The sequence below is a fragment of the Rhizobium viscosum genome (assembly GCF_014873945.1).
Taxonomy (GTDB): Bacteria; Pseudomonadota; Alphaproteobacteria; order Rhizobiales; family Rhizobiaceae; genus Rhizobium; species Rhizobium viscosum.
The window spans coordinates 455,344-471,192 of sequence record NZ_JADBEC010000001.1 but is presented as its reverse complement, the minus strand read 5'-3'; the positions used below and the strand labels follow the sequence as shown (position 1 = coordinate 471,192).

17 protein-coding genes are annotated in these 15,849 nt (G+C 59.5%); 5 read left to right on the top strand and 12 right to left on the bottom strand.

All coding sequences use genetic code 11. The features are described from left to right. Positions 1-173: 173 nt before the first annotated feature. From ubiA to cml, 8 genes are all read right to left on the bottom strand, one after another. Positions 174-1,088 (bottom strand): 4-hydroxybenzoate octaprenyltransferase, encoded by a 915-nt coding sequence (gene ubiA / locus H4W29_RS02415; RefSeq protein WP_192727499.1) that lies wholly within the window; start codon positions 1,086-1,088, stop codon positions 174-176. Between the two features lie 125 nt (positions 1,089-1,213). Continuing rightward, positions 1,214-1,567, bottom strand: a complete 354-nt coding sequence (locus H4W29_RS02410) for a VOC family protein (RefSeq protein ID WP_192727498.1) — start codon at positions 1,565-1,567, stop codon at positions 1,214-1,216. Between the two features lie 205 nt (positions 1,568-1,772). Continuing rightward, a complete protein-coding gene (locus H4W29_RS02405) occupies positions 1,773-3,593 on the bottom strand; it encodes an ABC transporter ATP-binding protein (protein WP_192727497.1) in 1,821 nt (606 codons plus the stop codon). 221 nt (positions 3,594-3,814) lie between these two features. After that, entirely contained in the window at positions 3,815-4,579 is a 765-nt protein-coding gene (locus H4W29_RS02400) for a bestrophin-like domain (protein ID WP_192727496.1), read from the bottom strand. A 127-nt stretch (positions 4,580-4,706) separates the two neighbouring features. Further along, complete coding sequence (gene argC / locus H4W29_RS02395) at positions 4,707-5,630, bottom strand: N-acetyl-gamma-glutamyl-phosphate reductase (RefSeq protein ID WP_192727495.1); 924 nt, start codon at positions 5,628-5,630, stop codon at positions 4,707-4,709. 80 nt (positions 5,631-5,710) lie between these two features. Next, positions 5,711-6,664, bottom strand: a complete 954-nt coding sequence (gene speB, locus H4W29_RS02390) for an agmatinase (protein ID WP_192727494.1) — start codon at positions 6,662-6,664, stop codon at positions 5,711-5,713. Further along, positions 6,654-7,022 (bottom strand): antibiotic biosynthesis monooxygenase family protein, encoded by a 369-nt coding sequence (locus H4W29_RS02385; RefSeq protein WP_192727493.1) that lies wholly within the window; start codon positions 7,020-7,022, stop codon positions 6,654-6,656. The genes speB and H4W29_RS02385 overlap by 11 nt, the downstream gene beginning before the upstream one ends. A 104-nt stretch (positions 7,023-7,126) precedes the next feature. Then, positions 7,127-8,314, bottom strand: a complete 1,188-nt coding sequence (gene cml / locus H4W29_RS02380) for a CmlA/FloR family chloramphenicol efflux MFS transporter (protein WP_192727492.1) — start codon at positions 8,312-8,314, stop codon at positions 7,127-7,129. Between the two features lie 279 nt (positions 8,315-8,593). Here cml and H4W29_RS02375 point away from each other — a divergent pair, with 279 nt between their 5' ends. Further along, complete coding sequence (locus H4W29_RS02375) at positions 8,594-8,971, top strand: VOC family protein (RefSeq protein ID WP_192727491.1); 378 nt, start codon at positions 8,594-8,596, stop codon at positions 8,969-8,971. Between the two features lie 55 nt (positions 8,972-9,026). Here the strand turns inward: H4W29_RS02375 and rpsI are convergent, their stop codons facing one another. Both rpsI and rplM read right to left on the bottom strand, forming a co-directional pair. Then, the gene (rpsI, locus tag H4W29_RS02370; RefSeq protein ID WP_007819867.1) at positions 9,027-9,500 is read right to left on the bottom strand and encodes a 30S ribosomal protein S9; all 474 of its coding nucleotides are present in this window, start codon (positions 9,498-9,500) and stop codon (positions 9,027-9,029) included. A 2-nt stretch (positions 9,501-9,502) separates the two neighbouring features. After that, positions 9,503-9,967 carry a 50S ribosomal protein L13 gene (rplM, locus tag H4W29_RS02365; protein ID WP_018114579.1) on the bottom strand — a complete coding sequence of 155 codons (465 nt, stop codon included), beginning with the start codon at positions 9,965-9,967 and terminating at the stop codon, positions 9,503-9,505. A 353-nt stretch (positions 9,968-10,320) separates the two neighbouring features. On the opposite strand from rplM, the gene H4W29_RS02360 reads away from it, so the two are divergent. Continuing rightward, positions 10,321-11,154, top strand: a complete 834-nt coding sequence (locus H4W29_RS02360) for an enoyl-CoA hydratase (RefSeq protein ID WP_192727490.1) — start codon at positions 10,321-10,323, stop codon at positions 11,152-11,154. Here the strand turns inward: H4W29_RS02360 and H4W29_RS02355 are convergent, their stop codons facing one another. Then, positions 11,155-11,991 carry an EamA family transporter gene (locus tag H4W29_RS02355; protein WP_192727489.1) on the bottom strand — a complete coding sequence of 279 codons (837 nt, stop codon included), beginning with the start codon at positions 11,989-11,991 and terminating at the stop codon, positions 11,155-11,157. Positions 11,992-12,472: 481 nt separating this feature from the next. Beyond that, the gene (locus tag H4W29_RS02350) at positions 12,473-12,796 is read right to left on the bottom strand and encodes a hypothetical protein (RefSeq protein ID WP_192727488.1); all 324 of its coding nucleotides are present in this window, start codon (positions 12,794-12,796) and stop codon (positions 12,473-12,475) included. Between the two features lie 121 nt (positions 12,797-12,917). Between H4W29_RS02350 and H4W29_RS02345 the strand changes: the two genes are divergently transcribed. The 3 genes from H4W29_RS02345 to H4W29_RS02335 all read left to right on the top strand — a co-directional run bounded on the left by H4W29_RS02345 (position 12,918) and on the right by H4W29_RS02335 (position 15,791). Beyond that, positions 12,918-13,346, top strand: coding sequence for a CoA-binding protein (locus H4W29_RS02345; protein WP_192727487.1), 429 nt, complete (start codon positions 12,918-12,920; stop codon positions 13,344-13,346). A gap of 117 nt (positions 13,347-13,463) precedes the next feature. Next, positions 13,464-14,747: an O-acetylhomoserine aminocarboxypropyltransferase gene (locus tag H4W29_RS02340; RefSeq protein WP_192727486.1), complete on the top strand. Its 1,284-nt coding sequence runs from the start codon at positions 13,464-13,466 to the stop codon at positions 14,745-14,747. 699 nt (positions 14,748-15,446) lie between these two features. Next, the gene (locus H4W29_RS02335; RefSeq protein ID WP_192727485.1) at positions 15,447-15,791 is read left to right on the top strand and encodes a cupin domain-containing protein; all 345 of its coding nucleotides are present in this window, start codon (positions 15,447-15,449) and stop codon (positions 15,789-15,791) included. Positions 15,792-15,849: the final 58 nt, after the last annotated feature.

Sequence of the window (15,849 nt, the reverse complement as noted above, 5' to 3'; positions counted from 1 at the left end):
CAGATTTCGCACATTCGTAATGGCAGGCGCTCTGATCACGCTTTCCGCAATCGCTTCGAGCTGCACATCAACGGGGAGGTACGACTATGGCGAGGATACATCCCTGAACCCGGCCTGCGCCGGCGGTTTTCGTCCAAGCGACAATCGCCCCTGCTCTTATTGAGCTGACGGGCTTACCAGGTCCCCATAAAGGCCGAGGCTGCCAGCAATAGCCCGGTCAGGATATTTGCCAGGAACAGGCGGTAATTCACTTCCGGCCTTGCAAGGTCGATCCGCCAGGTCTGCCAGACAAGGTGCGCTGCGATGACGAGCATTCCAAACGCATAGGGCAGGGACATGCCCGACAGCCAGCCGCCGAGAGACCATGCAGCGACCGTCAAAGCGTAGAACAGGCTAATCATGAGCTTGCCATGCCGGCCGAACAGGATCGCAGTCGATTTCAGGCCGAGGCTTCTGTCGTCCTTCACGTCGACATAGGCATAGACGGTATCGTAGCCAATCTGCCACGCGATAGCTCCAGCCCACATGAGCACGGCTCCGGCCGGAATATGGCCGGCAATTTCGGCCCAGGCCATGAGCATGCCCCAGTTGAACGCTGCGCCCAGCACGGCCTGCGGCCAATGGGTGAAGCGCTTGCAGAGCGGATAGACGAAGACAAGCGGCAAGACGCACAGGGCGACCAGCCGTGTATAAGGCGTCAGAAACAACAGGAGGGATGCCGCCAGCGCGAGCTCGATGGCCAGAAAGGCTAACGCCTGACTGACTCCGATCTGCCTGCTCGCCAGTGGCCGAAAACGGGTTCGCTCGACATGGCCGTCAAATTTCCGGTCCGCGATATCGTTGATCGTGGAGCCGGCGCTTCGCATCAGCAGGGCGCCGAGCGTGAAGACAGCCAGCTGCCGGATATCGGGCAGGCCATGAGCTGCCTGAAACAGCGCCGCCCAGCATGGAAACAGCGTCAGCCATATTCCGACGGGACGATCGAGCCGCGCAAGCCTCGTGTAAGGTCGCCATGTGCCCGGCAACAGCCGGTCCACCCAGTCACCTTGATGAATATCGCTCAAGTCCGGGCGGTTCAATGTATTCATGGTGTGATCCGGCTATCCTCGAAAATTCTCAATGAAAGCAGTTATTTCGTGTCTCGCACGGGCTGTCGCAGAATAGAGGCTTTCGCAGTCATTGCAATGATCCTCCCTGCGTCTGACGGAGCCGATTAGCCTGCGTGAGCAAGGATATTCAGCAGCTTGCCGGTGGGGTCACGGATAAAGAAGCGCCGCACGCCCCAGGGCTCGTCGGCCGGCCCGTAGACGATCTGGTGTCCGCCTGTCACGGCGCGCTGATGCACTTCGTCCACATCATCGACCTCGATCGAAATGTCGGGCACTGCGGTTCCCGATCCGCCCTCCGTTGCAATGCCGATCTGGGCGATTGCTCGCCTGTCGGACGCGAGGGTGACGATCCAGCCATGATCCATCACGATGTCGAGATCGAACAGCTCGGAATAGAAGTTGCGCACTTCTTCAATGGAAGCGGCGGCTACGTTCGGAACGATGCGCAGCACTGTCATGGTGTTCCTCCTTAGAGCGCCGTGCGTCCCTTCGGACGCACAAAGGACGCTCTAACTCTTTGAATCTACGCATCAGGCTTTCCGAAAATCGATTCCGATTTTCGGACCGATGCTGTAGGCGTGAAGAGAAATAGCATTTGGTCGATCTGGGGAACAGTTCAGGCCCTGTCGGCCGAACTGTTCCGCATGTCGCAGTCATGGGACCTCAGATGCTCGCCTGCAGCCCATAGAGATTGGCATAAATACCGCCGCTCTCCATCAGCCTATCATGATTGCCTTCTTCGACGATACCGTCGCCGGTGAGCACCAGAATACGGTCGGCGTGGCGGATCGTTGAAAGGCGATGGGCGATCACGAGTGTGGTGCGCCCCTTGGCAAGCGTCAGGAATGCCTGCTGCACAGCGCGCTCGCTTTCATTGTCGAGCGCACTCGTCGCCTCATCGAAGATCAGGATGGCAGGGTTCTTGAGGAAGGCGCGAGCGATCGTCAGCCGCTGGCGCTGCCCGCCCGACAGCTTTACGCCGCGCTGGCCGATATCGGTCTGATAGCCCTGCGGCAATGCCATGATGAAATCATGCGCATGGGCAGCGCGGGCTGCGGCTTCCACCTCTTCGTCCGTCGCATCCGGCCGACCGTAGCGCAGATTGTCCGCCACGGTGCCGGCGAAGAGATAGACATCCTGCTGCACCACGCCGAGGTGGCTGCGCAGCGAGGCGAGCGTCACATCGCGGATATCGGTTCCATCGATTTCGATCGAGCCGCCAGTGACGTCATAAAAGCGGGGAAGCAGCGCGCAGAGTGTGCTCTTCCCGACACCCGAGGGGCCGACGAGGGCTACGAATTCGCCTGGCCGGATGGTCAGCGACAAATTACTGAGCACCTCCGCCCCGTCATCATAGCTGAAATCGACATTCGAGAGCCTGATCTCTCCCTTCGGCATATGCAACGCGCGGGCCGAGGGACGATCCACCACGTCAGGATCGATCTCCAGGATCTCCATCGCCCGCACGAAGCCCGTGTAACCTTCCTGCCAGAGCCGCGCGAGGTTGGCCATCCGCTTGATCGGATCGACGAGGACACCGACGCAGAGCAGGAAGGTCAGAAGATCGGCAATGGTGAGTTCCGCCGCAAGGATGCGCAATCCGCCGAGGATGACGACCAGAAGCGTGATGATCTGAGCGAAGGTTTCGGCGCCGGCGGAAAACCAGGCCTCGCTGCGGTAGCCATCGGCGCGGCTTTCGAGGAAGCGCCTGTTCAGGGCGGCAAAGCGTTTCCGCTCCAGGTCTTCGTTGGCGAAGGACTGGACGACGCGGATGCCGGCAAGCGCATCCTCGACCCTCTCGTTGACGGCGGCGATCTCCTGCTTGCTCGCCTCGAGGGCGCGATTCATGCGCCTGTTGAAGTGCAGCGCATAAGCCACCGCAAAAGGCGTCAGCAGGAGGATCAGAAAGGCAAGCTGCGGATCGATGAAGAACAGGACTGCCATCGCCCCGCTATATTTGAGAATGGCAATCAGCAGGTCTTCCGGCCCGTGATGGAAAAGTTCTCCCAGCCAGAACGAATCGCCGACGATGCGGCTCATCAATTGGCCGGTGCGGTGCCGGTCGTAGAAGCCGAAGGAGAGTTTCTGGCAGTGATCGAACAGTTCCTGCCGGATATTCGCCTCGATATGCGCACCCATCATGTGGCCGCGATAATCGACGAAGAAGATCGCAGCCGTCTCGACTGCCACGATGGCCAGCATGACGCCGCCCATGCCGAGGATCTGCCAATAGGCCGAAGCCGTATCAGTGAGCGCGATCAGATGGCTCATGACGATATTGGCGCAAAGCGGCAAAGCTACCGCGGCGGCAGCAACGACGACAGCACAGGCAATATCGGCCGCGAGCAGCGGAAGATGCGGCCGGAAATAGGACAGGAATTTGCGCAGGCGCAGCTGGCGCCTGTTGTGGGTTTGCGATGCGGTGGAGAGGCTGTGGTTAGGACGTCGCGGGTTTTTCCTCGCGCGTGAAAGCAAACTGGACATGAAGACGGATATCCTGAGTGTTGATCTTGTTTTTCTGGTTGCTCAGGATCGTTTTCATCAGTGCCTCCCATCGGCGTGAAACAGGGGCTGTGCGCCTTTCAAGCGGCACGGCCTTGCTGACAGCGTGCCGCTTTTACCGCAAAACGCTGTGAAAGGCGACAGTCTTTTGTTCTGGCACGTGACAGCGACGGGCTTGGGCGAAGTCTTCGAGCGATCTCCACTTACGGATCAGGCCCGCTGATTTCCTCCTGCAAGCGCTCGAAAGCCGTCGGAAACAGCGTCGCGGGTGGGCTGTACGGATTGGAGAAGGCGTAGATGAAGAAAAGGATGATGCCGGTAAAGACGCCGAAGATCGACAGCAGCAGCAGGTTGCGGCCATCGGGCGCGTAGGGGTAGTAGCCGATGGCGGTGAAGATCACGCCCGAAACCGCGGCAAACCAGAAGATCAGGCTGATCGAGTCGGTGCCGCTGTTTTCCCGTCGGTCGCGGGATTCCGAAATCATATGTATTTCTGCGAGCATGTGGCTGCGCAGGCTCTCCTGCTTGGCATTGGCAGGTACCAGTTCGAGAATCCTGAGATAGGCGGTGTTCCATTGATCCCAGGCAGCTGAAGAGAGTTCGCCGGTGCGCCCAAGTTCGCCCCATTCCTGCTCGATGACGATCCGGACATAGTCTTTCAGCGCCTTCTGGATCGGTGCCTGCGCCTCCGGCCCAAAACGCTCGGCATCATAGAAGACATCGCCGACCGCATTGCTTTCCACCGTGCTTTCTGTTCGCAGGGCCTGGTATTCGATCATTTCCTGCGCAAAAACGAGGGCGAGGATGAGTGCATGCAAGCTGGCGATGCGGGTGATGACCGAACTGGCCAGTTCCCTGTCCCGTCCGCCTGGGTCACCGCCCATAACCAGATGCATGATGTAATAGGCCGCAAGCACCGTTGCGGTCGTGCCTCCAATGATGGCAATGCCGATAAGAACCGACGCCATTTAGCTCCCCTCACATGGGAGAGTTTAAGGCTTTCATAGCAGGCGGGCAATCGTATCGGGTACTACCGAAGCAGACTGTCAAAGACAGGCATGCCGCAAGTGCCTGACATCAGGCAATTGCCAGGCGTTATACGCCCAGCATCAGATCCATGTTCTGCACGGCGGCACCGGAAGCACCCTTGCCGAGATTGTCATAGACGGCGACGAGCAGCGCCTGCGCGATATCGTCATTGGCAAAGACGTGCAGGCGCATACGGTTGGTGTTGTTATAGATTTCCGGGTTGAGCTCCGGCGTGCGCTCCGACGCCTCTAAGGGGGCGGCTTCCACGAAACCCTTGATGCCGGCATAATAGTCGGCGATCGCGGCATGCAGGTCAGCACCCTTCGGCACCTTGGGCAGATGCGAGAGCTGCAGCGGTACGGTCACGACCATGCCCTGTGCAAAATTGCCGACGACCGGCTGGAAGAAGGGCACGCGCCCAAGCTTGGCGTAGCGCTGCAGCTCAGGAAGGTGCTTGTGCTTGAAGCTCAGGCCATAGGGCATGTATTCGGGCGCATCCTCGCCCTTGGCGACGTAATCCTCGATCATCGTGCGGCCGCCGCCGGTATAACCGGAAATACCATTGACCGTGACCGGGAAATCGGCCGGTACGAGGCCGGCTTCGATCAGCGGGCGCAGCATCGCGATCGGGCCTTGCGGCCAGCAGCCGGGATTAGCGACGCGCTTGGCAGAGGCAATGATGCCCGCCTGCTCCCTGCTCATTTCCGGGAAGCCATAGGCCCAGCCTTCGGCGACGCGATGCGCAGTCGAAGCGTCGATCACTTTCGTGCTGTCATTCTCGATCAGGCTGACGCTTTCCTTGGCGGCATCGTCAGGCAGGCAGAGGATGGCAATATCGGCCTCGTTGAGCAGCGCTGCGCGCACCGCCTTGTCCTTGCGGCTCTCGGTCGGGATCGACAGCAGCTCAAGATCGCGGCGCTCCGCCAGACGCTCGCGGATCTGCAGACCCGTCGTTCCAGCCTCGCCATCGATGAAGATCTTTGCTGCCATGATTATCCTGCACTTTCAGTGGGTTCGGATTGTTTCCGGAATCAGTTTGCCATGAAGTTGAATCAATTTGATAACAGCAGTCATCCCGCCGTCGCGCGCCGTTCGGCGTGGAGGCCCAGCATATACATTGCGACCGTCGCCCCCGCAATGGCGGTGATGTCGGCATGGTCATAGGGCGGAGAGACTTCGACGACGTCGGCGCCTCTGACATCGAGCTGCTTCAGCCGCTGCAGCACGGAGAGGATCTTCGCACTGGAAGGACCGCCGGCAACCGGGGTGCCGGTGCCGGGCGCAAAGGCCGGGTCCAGACAGTCGATATCGAAGGTCAGATAGGCGGGCGAACCCTTCGTATGCGCAATGATCATCGACGCGATGTCCGCCGCACTCATTTCCTCGACCTGATGGCCGTAGAGAAGATGGATGCCGAAATCCTCTGGCGCATGAGTACGGATGCCGATCTGGATCGAGCGGTCGGGATCGATAAGGCCGGCGCGGGCCGCACGGGCCACGAAGGAGCCGTGGTCGATGCGGCGCTCGTCGTCCAGCCAGGTGTCCTGATGCGCGTCGAACTGCACGAGCGCCAGCGGGCCGTAGCGATCGACATGCGCTTTCAACAGCGGCCAGGTGACATAGTGGTCGCCGCCGAGGGTCAGCAGGAAGGCGCCGCTGTCGAGAATGGCGCTCGCCTGCCGCTCGATGGCTGCGGGTGTGTCCTGATGGTTGCCGTAGTCGAGCAGGCAATCGCCGTAGTCGATGACGGCCATCTCGGCGAAGAGATGGCGCTGGAACGGATATTGCGGATCATTGTCGAAGATCGCCGATGCCCGGCGGATCGCCTGCGGTCCGAAACGCGTGCCCGGCCGGTTGGAGGTCGCGGCATCGAAAGGAATGCCCCAGACGACGGCATCGGCTCCGGTCAGATCCTTGGTGAAGCGGCGGCGCATGAAGGAAAGCGCGCCGGCAAAGGTCGGGTCGGAGGCAGCCGATGTCAGGCTCTGTGCCGTGAAGGCATGGTCGATGGTCTTATTCGCCATGGGAGGCTCCTTCCTCTGCGATAAATTCGTAAGCGCGTTCTACCCGCGCAATGCGAACCTTATATTGCTTGTACCAGCGCTGACGGCCGAGCTGCTGGGCGGCGAGGTGGTTTGCCACCTGTTTCCAGGCCTTCAGGCTTTCCTCGTCGGCCCAGTAGGAATTGGTGATGCCGAAGCCATCGGCATCCCGCGCGCTTTCGGCCCCGAGACAGCCCGGCTGCTGAAGCGCCAGTTCCGCCATTCGGTCGGCCATGGCTCCGTAACCGTTGTCGCCCTCGGTGCGAACAGAGGAGAAGGTCACGACGTAATAGGGCGGTTCGGGCGTGGTGGCGAAGGGCGAGGGCTGGGTGGAGGACATGCTCGGATTCCTTGTCTCTATAGGAAGGGGTAGGCGAGCTTCCGCCAGATTTCAAGGAATCACATTTCAAGCTAGGGCGGCGGATCTTCTCCGCCGCCGCGGTCTCAGCCGCGAGCGCGGATACGGCGCAACGCAAGTAGGGTGACGATAGCCATCACCGCGCAATAGCCGGCGAGCGGCCAGGCCGTATCGCCGTCCAGCAGCAGCACGAAGAGCGTGCCGATGCAGCCGACAACAAGGCTTTCGACGCAGAAATAGAGCGCAACCGCCGTTCCGGCTGTCTGGCCAAAGGCTGCCAGCGCACCGTTTGCTGTGACTGCTGTTGTCAGCACGATACCGACGGCAATCACCCACATTGGCAGGACAAAGCTGGTGAACGAGGGAGCAAGAAACACTTCGCCGATACCGAGGAGCAATGCGCCCACGAGAAGCAGGCCCATGCCGCGGGCAAGGCTGCCGGCCATTCCCCATCGCGCGACGAAGCGGCCGGCGAAGCGCGCGGATATGATCATTACCGCTGCCGCCGTGGCGAAGGAAAGGCTGAAAGCGAGACCCGAAAAGCCGGCATGACCGATCAGCACACGAGGTGCGGTGGAAAAGAACACGAAGAAGGCTCCCATCGCCGCGCTGAACCCCATCGTGTAGGTCCAGAAATGCGCATTCGCCAGGATTGCATACACGCTGATCGTTGCATCGGCGGATGCCGCAGGTCTCGTTTCGTGCCAGCCTCTAAATGCATTGAGGGTCGCCGTAAGCATCAGTCCGCCGAGCAGCAGGAAGATGGCACGCCACCCGGCATGATCGGCAATCAATGCACCGGCGATCGGTCCGAGCGCCGGCACGAAGGAGAGGATCGCGCCAAGCAGACTGTAGATGACGGCGCCTTCCGGCCTCACGGCATAAACATCGCGTACCGTTGCAAAGGTCGCCACAAGTGCCGCTGAAGCGCCAGCCGCCTGCAGCAGACGCAGCATGACGAACAATGCGGCCGACGAAGTGGCTGCAAGCAGCAGCGAAGAGGCCGCAAACAGCAGCGCGCCGCCAAGCAGAACCGGGCGCCGGCCGATCCGGTCCGACAGAGGGCCGAAGAGCATCTGTCCGGCCCCGAGGATCAGCATGTAGAGGCTCAGCGTCAGTTGAACGATTGTTGCCGATGTGCCGAGTGCTTCAGGCATCGTCGGAACGATTGGGAGATAGATGTCCATGGCAAGCGAGGCCAGGATATCGAAGGGTGCCAGAAGCAGCAGTGCTGCCGGCAGGGAGCAAGTCCAGTTCGTGTTTTGGGAAGGCATAGGTATTCATCCGCTCGAATGAGTTCATTCGGCGGCGATCTGCCTTCTCATCGCAGTCTGATTGATCGGACAGATGCCGCAACAACTTCAAAAGGTTGCTGCGGCCTATCTGTCTGCGGACGGGGTGGCTCCCATGTCAGGTCCTGTCTTGTCCGGTTTGAAACCCGATGTGGCTTTAGCAGCCGGCAGTACCGGCGACAATAGGTGCGTGTGGCGCGTTGACTTCGTAAACCGCTTCCAAGAAGCTGTTCCGACCCAACCAGGAAGGAGCGACAGGCAATGTTCGATCATATTTCGATCGGGGTCAAAAGCCTCGATAGATCGCGCCAATTCTATGATGCGGCGCTGGCGGCACTCGGTTACGAGCGGCTATCCAATTTTGACGGAACGATGGGATATGGCGCTGAACGGCCTGGCTTCTGGGTCAGCGAAGTCGAGCGCCCGGTGCCGGCCGATCGCGGCTCGGGGCTGCATTTCTGCTTCGTCGCCACGAGCGAAGAGGCCGTCAATGCCTTCTATGCTGCAGCACTTGCCAATGGCGGCGAGGATAATGGCGCGCCGGGCATCCGCCTGGACTACAGCCAGTTCTATTATGCCGCCTTCGTCATCGATCCCGACGGCTATCGGCTTGAGGCTTTCTTCAATAAGCCCGAATAAACGAAAAGGCCGGGCGAAAACCCGGCCTTTCCATGAAAGCATATCCAGAAAGCGATTAGCGCTTCGAGAACTGGAACGAACGGCGGGCCTTGGCCTTACCGTACTTCTTACGTTCGACGACGCGGCTGTCGCGGGTCAGGAAGCCACCCTTCTTCAGGACCGAGCGCAGGCCCGGTTCGAAGTAGGTGAGAGCCTTGGACAGACCGTGGCGAACGGCGCCGGCCTGGCCGGAAAGACCGCCGCCGGCAACGGTCGCAACGATGTCGAACTGGCCGTCGCGGGCAGCAGCAACGATCGGCTGGCGCAGGATCATCTGCAGAACCGGACGTGCGAAATATTCCGCGAATTCCTTGCCGTTGACGATGATCTTGCCGGAGCCCGGCTTGACCCATACGCGGGCAACGGCGTTCTTGCGCTTGCCGGTCGCGTAGGAGCGGCCAAGCGAGTCGACCTTGCGGACGTGAGCCGGAGCAGCAGCAGCTACTTCAGACGACGTGCCGAGATCCTTCAGGGAAGAGAGGTCAGCCACTATCAGGCGCTCCTTACGTTCTTCTTGTTCAGCGAGGCGACGTCGAGGACGGACGGCTGCTGGGCTTCATGGGGATGGTTCGGGCCGGCGTAAACACGCAGGTTCTTCATCTGGCGACGGCCGAGCGGGCCGCGCGGAACCATGCGCTCAACAGCCTTCTCGAGGACGCGCTCCGGGAAGCGGCCTTCGATGATCTGGCGAGCGGTACGCTCCTTGATGCCGCCGGCATAACCGGTGTGCCAGTAGTAAACCTTGTCGGAATACTTCTTGCCGGTGAAAACGACCTTGTCAGCGTTGATGACGATAACATTGTCGCCGTCGTCAACGTGAGGCGTGAAAGTTGCCTTGTGCTTGCCGCGCAGACGCATAGCGATAACGGAAGCGAGACGGCCAACGACGAGCCCTTCGGCGTCGATGACGACCCACTTCTTCTCCACCTCTGCAGGCTTCTGGGAGAAGGTTGCCATAATTGTTACTCTCTCTTGGATCCCCATGCCCGAAGGCGAGGGGCGTTTCTTGTTGCTTGGTTGGGCTGGCTGTAAAGACAGACCAAAAAGAAAAACAGCCCCGAAAGGCTGCATTTCCGGCGCGGCTTATAACGGCAATCGGTTAGTCGGTCAATATAAGCCATTTCCGCGTCCGTAAAAATAGAGTAGAGAAAACAATAACTTAGATATGAGGTATGTGGATACCTCATTTTACTTTGCCGGAAATGACCAAAGATTCGCATTTCGAGGTCGCGCAGCTGCCGTATCAGGCTCGAAATCGCCTAACCCTTGTGGCAGAAGACGAGGATAGAGACAGCGCACAGGAACATGCCATGGCCGAGATCGTATCCTTCCGCAAGGACAACAACAATTCGGGCGAGGGCGCCCTCGTGCTCCGCCAGCTTTCCGGCGGCATATTGCGGCTGACGCTCAACAATCTGCCGGCCAATGCCCTGTCCATATCGCTCATGGAAACGCTGATGGGCGAGCTGCAGGGTGCGGCCAAGGATGAGGATGTTAGCATCGTCGTCATCGCTTCGACGGGAAATGTTTTTTCCGCCGGCCATGACCTCAAGGAACTGACCGCTCATCGCGCCGACGAGGACGATGGCGTCGCTTTCTTCGAAGAGACTTTTGCGCTGGCGGCCGACCTGATGCTGGAGATCAGCCGCCTGCCGAAGCCGGTCATCGCCGAAATCGATGGGCTCGCGACCGCAGCAGGCTGCCAGCTCGTCGCAAGCTGCGATCTAGCGATCTGCACGGACACGTCCACCTTCTGCACGCCAGGCGTCAATATCGGGCTTTTCTGCTCGACGCCGGCTGTCGCTGTTTCGCGCGCCGCCCACCGCAAGCAGGCGATGGAGATGTTGCTGACGGGCGAGACGATCGACGCCTCGACTGCAAAGGATTTCGGCCTGGTCAACCGTATCGTGCCGAAGCAGTACCTCACGCAGGTGGTCAGCAAATACGCTTCCGTTATTGCCTCGAAGTCGCCGCAGGCGCTGAGGATCGGTAAGGAAGCCTTCTACAAGCAGCTCGAAATGCCCGTCGCGGAAGCCTATGATTATGCCGCAAGCGTGATGGTCGACAGCATGCTGACCGATGATGCGCAAGAGGGCATCGGCGCCTTCCTCGGCAAGCGTACGCCCGAATGGAAGGGCGAGTGATCAGGCAAGTTTCAGGATCAGCCCGCCGAGCGCGATGATGATGCCGGCGAGGTAACGCCAGGCGCTGGCCTTTTCCTTCAGCACCACAACCGAGATGACAAGCGCAAACAGGATGGCGGTTTCCCTGAGCGCCGCCACCGTCGCAACCGGGGCCTTCGTCATCGCCCAGAGCGCCAGCCCGTAGGAAGCGATCGAGCCCGCGCCGCCGATCAGCCCGCGCCACCAGTTGCGCCTGACGTGAGTGGCGACAGTTACGAGACCGCGCTGCGAAACCGCCCAGGCAAAGAGCAGAACCGGCGGCAGAAGCGACATCCACAGCGTGTAGGAAACCGCGTTTCCGGAAAGCCGGGCGCCGACGCCGTCCACATAGGTATAGGTGGCGATGACGCAGGCGTTGATAAGCGCCAGCATGATCGCGTGGCGGCTGCCGTGGCGCGCTTCGAAGGCGAGCGTGAATATGCCGACGCAGATCGTCATGGTTCCGGCAAGCGCACCGCCCGTCAGATGCTCTCCCAGGATGAAGCCGCTGGTGGCGACGATGAGCATGGGGGCGGCGCCACGCATCAGCGGATAGACCAAGCCGATATCGCCGGCCCTGTAGGCGGCGGCGACCAGCTGGAAATAGGCAAATTGCAGGATGGCGGAAGCGCCGATGAAAGGCCAGGCCTGCGGCTGTGGTAGGGGGAGCAACGGCAGGAAGGGCAGCGAGGCGACCGCGCCGCCCGCAGAGATCAGCGCCGCATCAAGCGACTTGTCCTTGCCGGCTTTGATGATGGCATTCCATGTCGCATGCAGAAGAGCACCGAAAAGGACAAGAAGGAGAACATCGAGGGGCAAGGCGGATGGTCCAGGAGCAGTGCAACAAGATACGGGAAAACATCACAGCTTTCCCGCTTGAACCTGCCTTGAAATAACAACCTGGGTTTGCGTGATTTGCCCCGGAAGGTGTACTCCGCACGGTCAAATTTTCAATAGCATGGATTGATCAGGTGAACAATTGCCTATCGTTGTAGCAATTTGTGCGTGCGCTCGAAATGCGTTCAATTACGCTTGGCTCACACAACTATGAGATGTTTCTAATGAACACGCGAACATATCATGATCAAATTATGTATGAAAGGTGAAATTCTTCTTTGGAAGGAGAGTGTCGACAATCCTATGATGCTGAAATATAGACATTATTCTATAACTTTGAAATGATTATAAATTAGCAACCATAGGATGTTCTGGCTGCAATTTGTGGCCTCAGATTGACGGCCAGGTCCTCTCGCAGGTGCGAAAGGACCAATGATATTCATAGTTCCGAATGAATGCCGAGTTAGAGACTATAGTGTGGAATGAGTAGCATCCCGTCCAGGTTGTCTATATTCTGGCAGTTCAGCACCCGGCACCTGGGATTGTCCTTGGAGGGAATGCTCGTCCATTCCGCATAATCGGTCGCGTCGCAATAGTTGCTGTTGCGGACATAGCGGTCGTAGAGAGGAAGGCCGCGCGGTGAAGTGTAGCGAAAGATGACTGCGCCTTCGTTATGGATCGCTGCCCGCACGCTCTGGCAGCTCATCGCAAGCGGATTGTAGCGTGAGATAGCAAGCGCCGGCGAGGCTGACAGCACGAGCGCAAGCGCAAGGACTAGTTTTTTCATGGCACAATTTCTCCCTGATATTTTCCGGCACCTATATATACGTTGAAGCAAGCCGCCCGGTTTCAATGAATCGGACTGTCAAAATCTTCCTCCTGAAGACACCTGACCGGAGACACAAGATATGAACCATGATGCTTACGCCGACGACTATCTCTCGGGCATTCTCAAATCCGTCAGAACCATCGCGTTGACGGGGGCTTCGCCCAATCCGGCCCGGCCGAGCAACGGCGTCATGGGTTATCTCCTGTCGCGCGGCTACAAGGTCATTCCCGTCAATCCGGGACAGGCAGGCAAGCAGATTCAGGGCCAGACCGTTTATGCCCGTCTCGCCGACATCCCCGAACCAGTCGACATGGTCGATGTCTTCCGCGCATCCGAATATCTTGATGGCGTGGTGGATGAGGCGCTGGCACTCGATCCCCGCCCGCAGGTTGTGTGGGCGCAGCTCGGCGTAAGCGACAACGCGGCCGCCGCCAAGGCTGAAGCCGGTGGCATCAAGGTCGTCATGAACCGCTGCCCGGCGATCGAGTATCCGCGTCTTTTCGGCTGACGCCGTCAGGCAGAACGGATTTTCTCCGGAGCGCGCCGCGGTTGAAAAAGATCGCGGTTAACTTTCGAATTCGAGCGGCTATGATCGCGCCCGTCAACAACAGTACGGGAGGACGAAATGGCCAAAAACGATCCGGGATTCAACACGCTGGCAATTCATGCGGGCGCGCAGCCCGATCCGGCGACCGGCGCGCGGATTACACCGATCTACCAGACGACGGCCTTCGTCTTCAACGATTCCGACCATGCTGCAGCCCTCTTCGGCCTGCAGCAATTCGGCAATATCTACACCCGCATCATGAACCCGACACAGGCGGTTCTGGAAGAACGCGTCGCGGCCCTTGAAGGCGGCACGGCAGCGCTCGCCGTCGCCTCCGGCCATGCGGCGCAGATGATCGTCTTCCATACGCTGATGCGTCCGGGCGAGAATTTCGTCGCCGCCCGCCGCCTCTATGGCGGCTCGATCAACCAGTTCGGCCATGCCTTCGAGAATTTCGGCTGGCAGGTGCGCTGGGCTGACCCTGAGAGCCCCAGTGATTTCGAGAGCAGGATCGACGACAAGACCCGGGCGATCTTCATCGAGAGCCTTGCCAATCCCGGCGGCACTTTTGTCGATATCGCTGCGATCGCCGAAATCGCCCACCGTCACGACTTGCCGCTGATCGTCGACAACACCATGGCGACCCCCTATCTCATCCGGCCGATCGAGCACGGTGCCGATATCGTCGTGCATTCGCTGACCAAGTTCCTCGGTGGTCACGGCAATTCCATGGGCGGTATCATCGTCGATGGCGGCACCTTCGATTGGTCGAAGACCGGCAACTATCCGATGCTCTCCACCCCGCGGCCGGAATATAACGGCGTCGTGCTGCACCAGACATTCGGCAATTTTGCCTTCGCGATCGCCTGCCGCGTGCTCGGCCTGCGCGACCTCGGTCCCGCGATCTCGCCCTTCAACGCCTTCCTGATCCTGACCGGCATCGAGACGCTGCCGCTGCGCATGCAGCGCCATAGCGACAACGCGATTGACGTCGCCAAATGGCTGAAGGCCCATTCCAAGATCGCCTGGGTCAATTATGCCGGCCTGGAGGACGACCTGAACCACGCCCTGCAGCAGCGCTATTCGCCCAAGGGCGCCGGCTCGGTCTTCACCTTCGGCGTCAAGGGCGGCTACGAGGCTGGCAAGGCGCTGGTCGAGGGGTTGGAACTCTTCTCGCATCTTGCCAATATCGGCGATACGCGTTCCCTGGTGATCCATCCGGCCTCCACCACGCACCGGCAGTTGACCGACGAGCAGAGGATCGCCGCCGGCGCCGGGCCGGACGTGGTGCGCCTCTCTGTTGGCATCGAGGATGTGAAGGACATCATCGCCGATCTCGAACAGTCGCTGTCTCAGATCTGAGCGTCCCTCGCAGCAACGCTTGTATTTTCGCAGACTACCTTTGTCGGGATACAACCATGGGATCAGCGTCCGAGTGGAATAGACTCGGGCGCGGCTTTCGTCCGATCGGACGAAAATAGCGGACAAAAAAATTCAACATTGCCCGTCCTCTGCCAGAACTTATCGCAAGGCGGCGATAGACTTTGCTTAACTGGGCCATTTAGAGCCCGAAGCCAAACTGGTTCGGCTGCGAAAAGTCTTTTATTCCGACTCTCGGCCAATCGCATTTCCTGTCGAACTGGAGTTTAGAGACGGTGCGGTGGCAAGTCGGGTCTGTCCTGAACGCATAACCTGGAAGGGAGATGTAGCGACTTGCCGACGTGCCGAACACCAGGCAAATCGTCAATGCGACACAAAAAGGCTTCATGGATGCCTCCCTTGTGGTGTTAGGGGACGCATTTTCACATAGAGCAACGCCCTCGGACATATATCAATTTGTGCTAATACTGCATCTAGCCCGCATCGCGACTTCGAAATGGCCGTCGCTGTCTTCGCTGCAACTAAGGTACGGGGCCGACCCGCCGGGCGCACGCCTCTGTCAGGTATCGGTGATACTAAGAATTTTTGATTGCCGCGATGGTCGGCGAGTTTTGACTCTGCCGATGTCGTTCTTTTTGTGTTTAATCTCTGCCGCGAAGGACACTGAGGGAAAGGGTGACCATGGCAAACACGATCTCCTTCGATATCGACGGCGTCGAACCGGAAGTCGGCGCTCCCGCCGCCGAGCGCATCATTTCCGGCAATCCGCAATTTCGCACCTGGAATCTCGAGGAGGCCGACGGCGGTCTCTATGCCGGTATCTGGGAGGCAACGCCCGGCAAGTGGCGGATCATCTATGAGGAGTGGGAATATTTCAGCCTGCTTTCCGGCCATTCGATCGTGACCGAGGATGGCGGTGAGCCGGTCCATCTCAGGGCTGGCGATCGCCTTATCCTCAGGCCGGGCTTTAAGGGAACCTGGGAAGTCGTTGAAACGACTCGCAAGGACTACGTGATCAAGGTCTGAGCGCCGGCCCGGATAGACGGTTTTTGATCGTTCTCATTAAGAGTGTCTACATCATCAA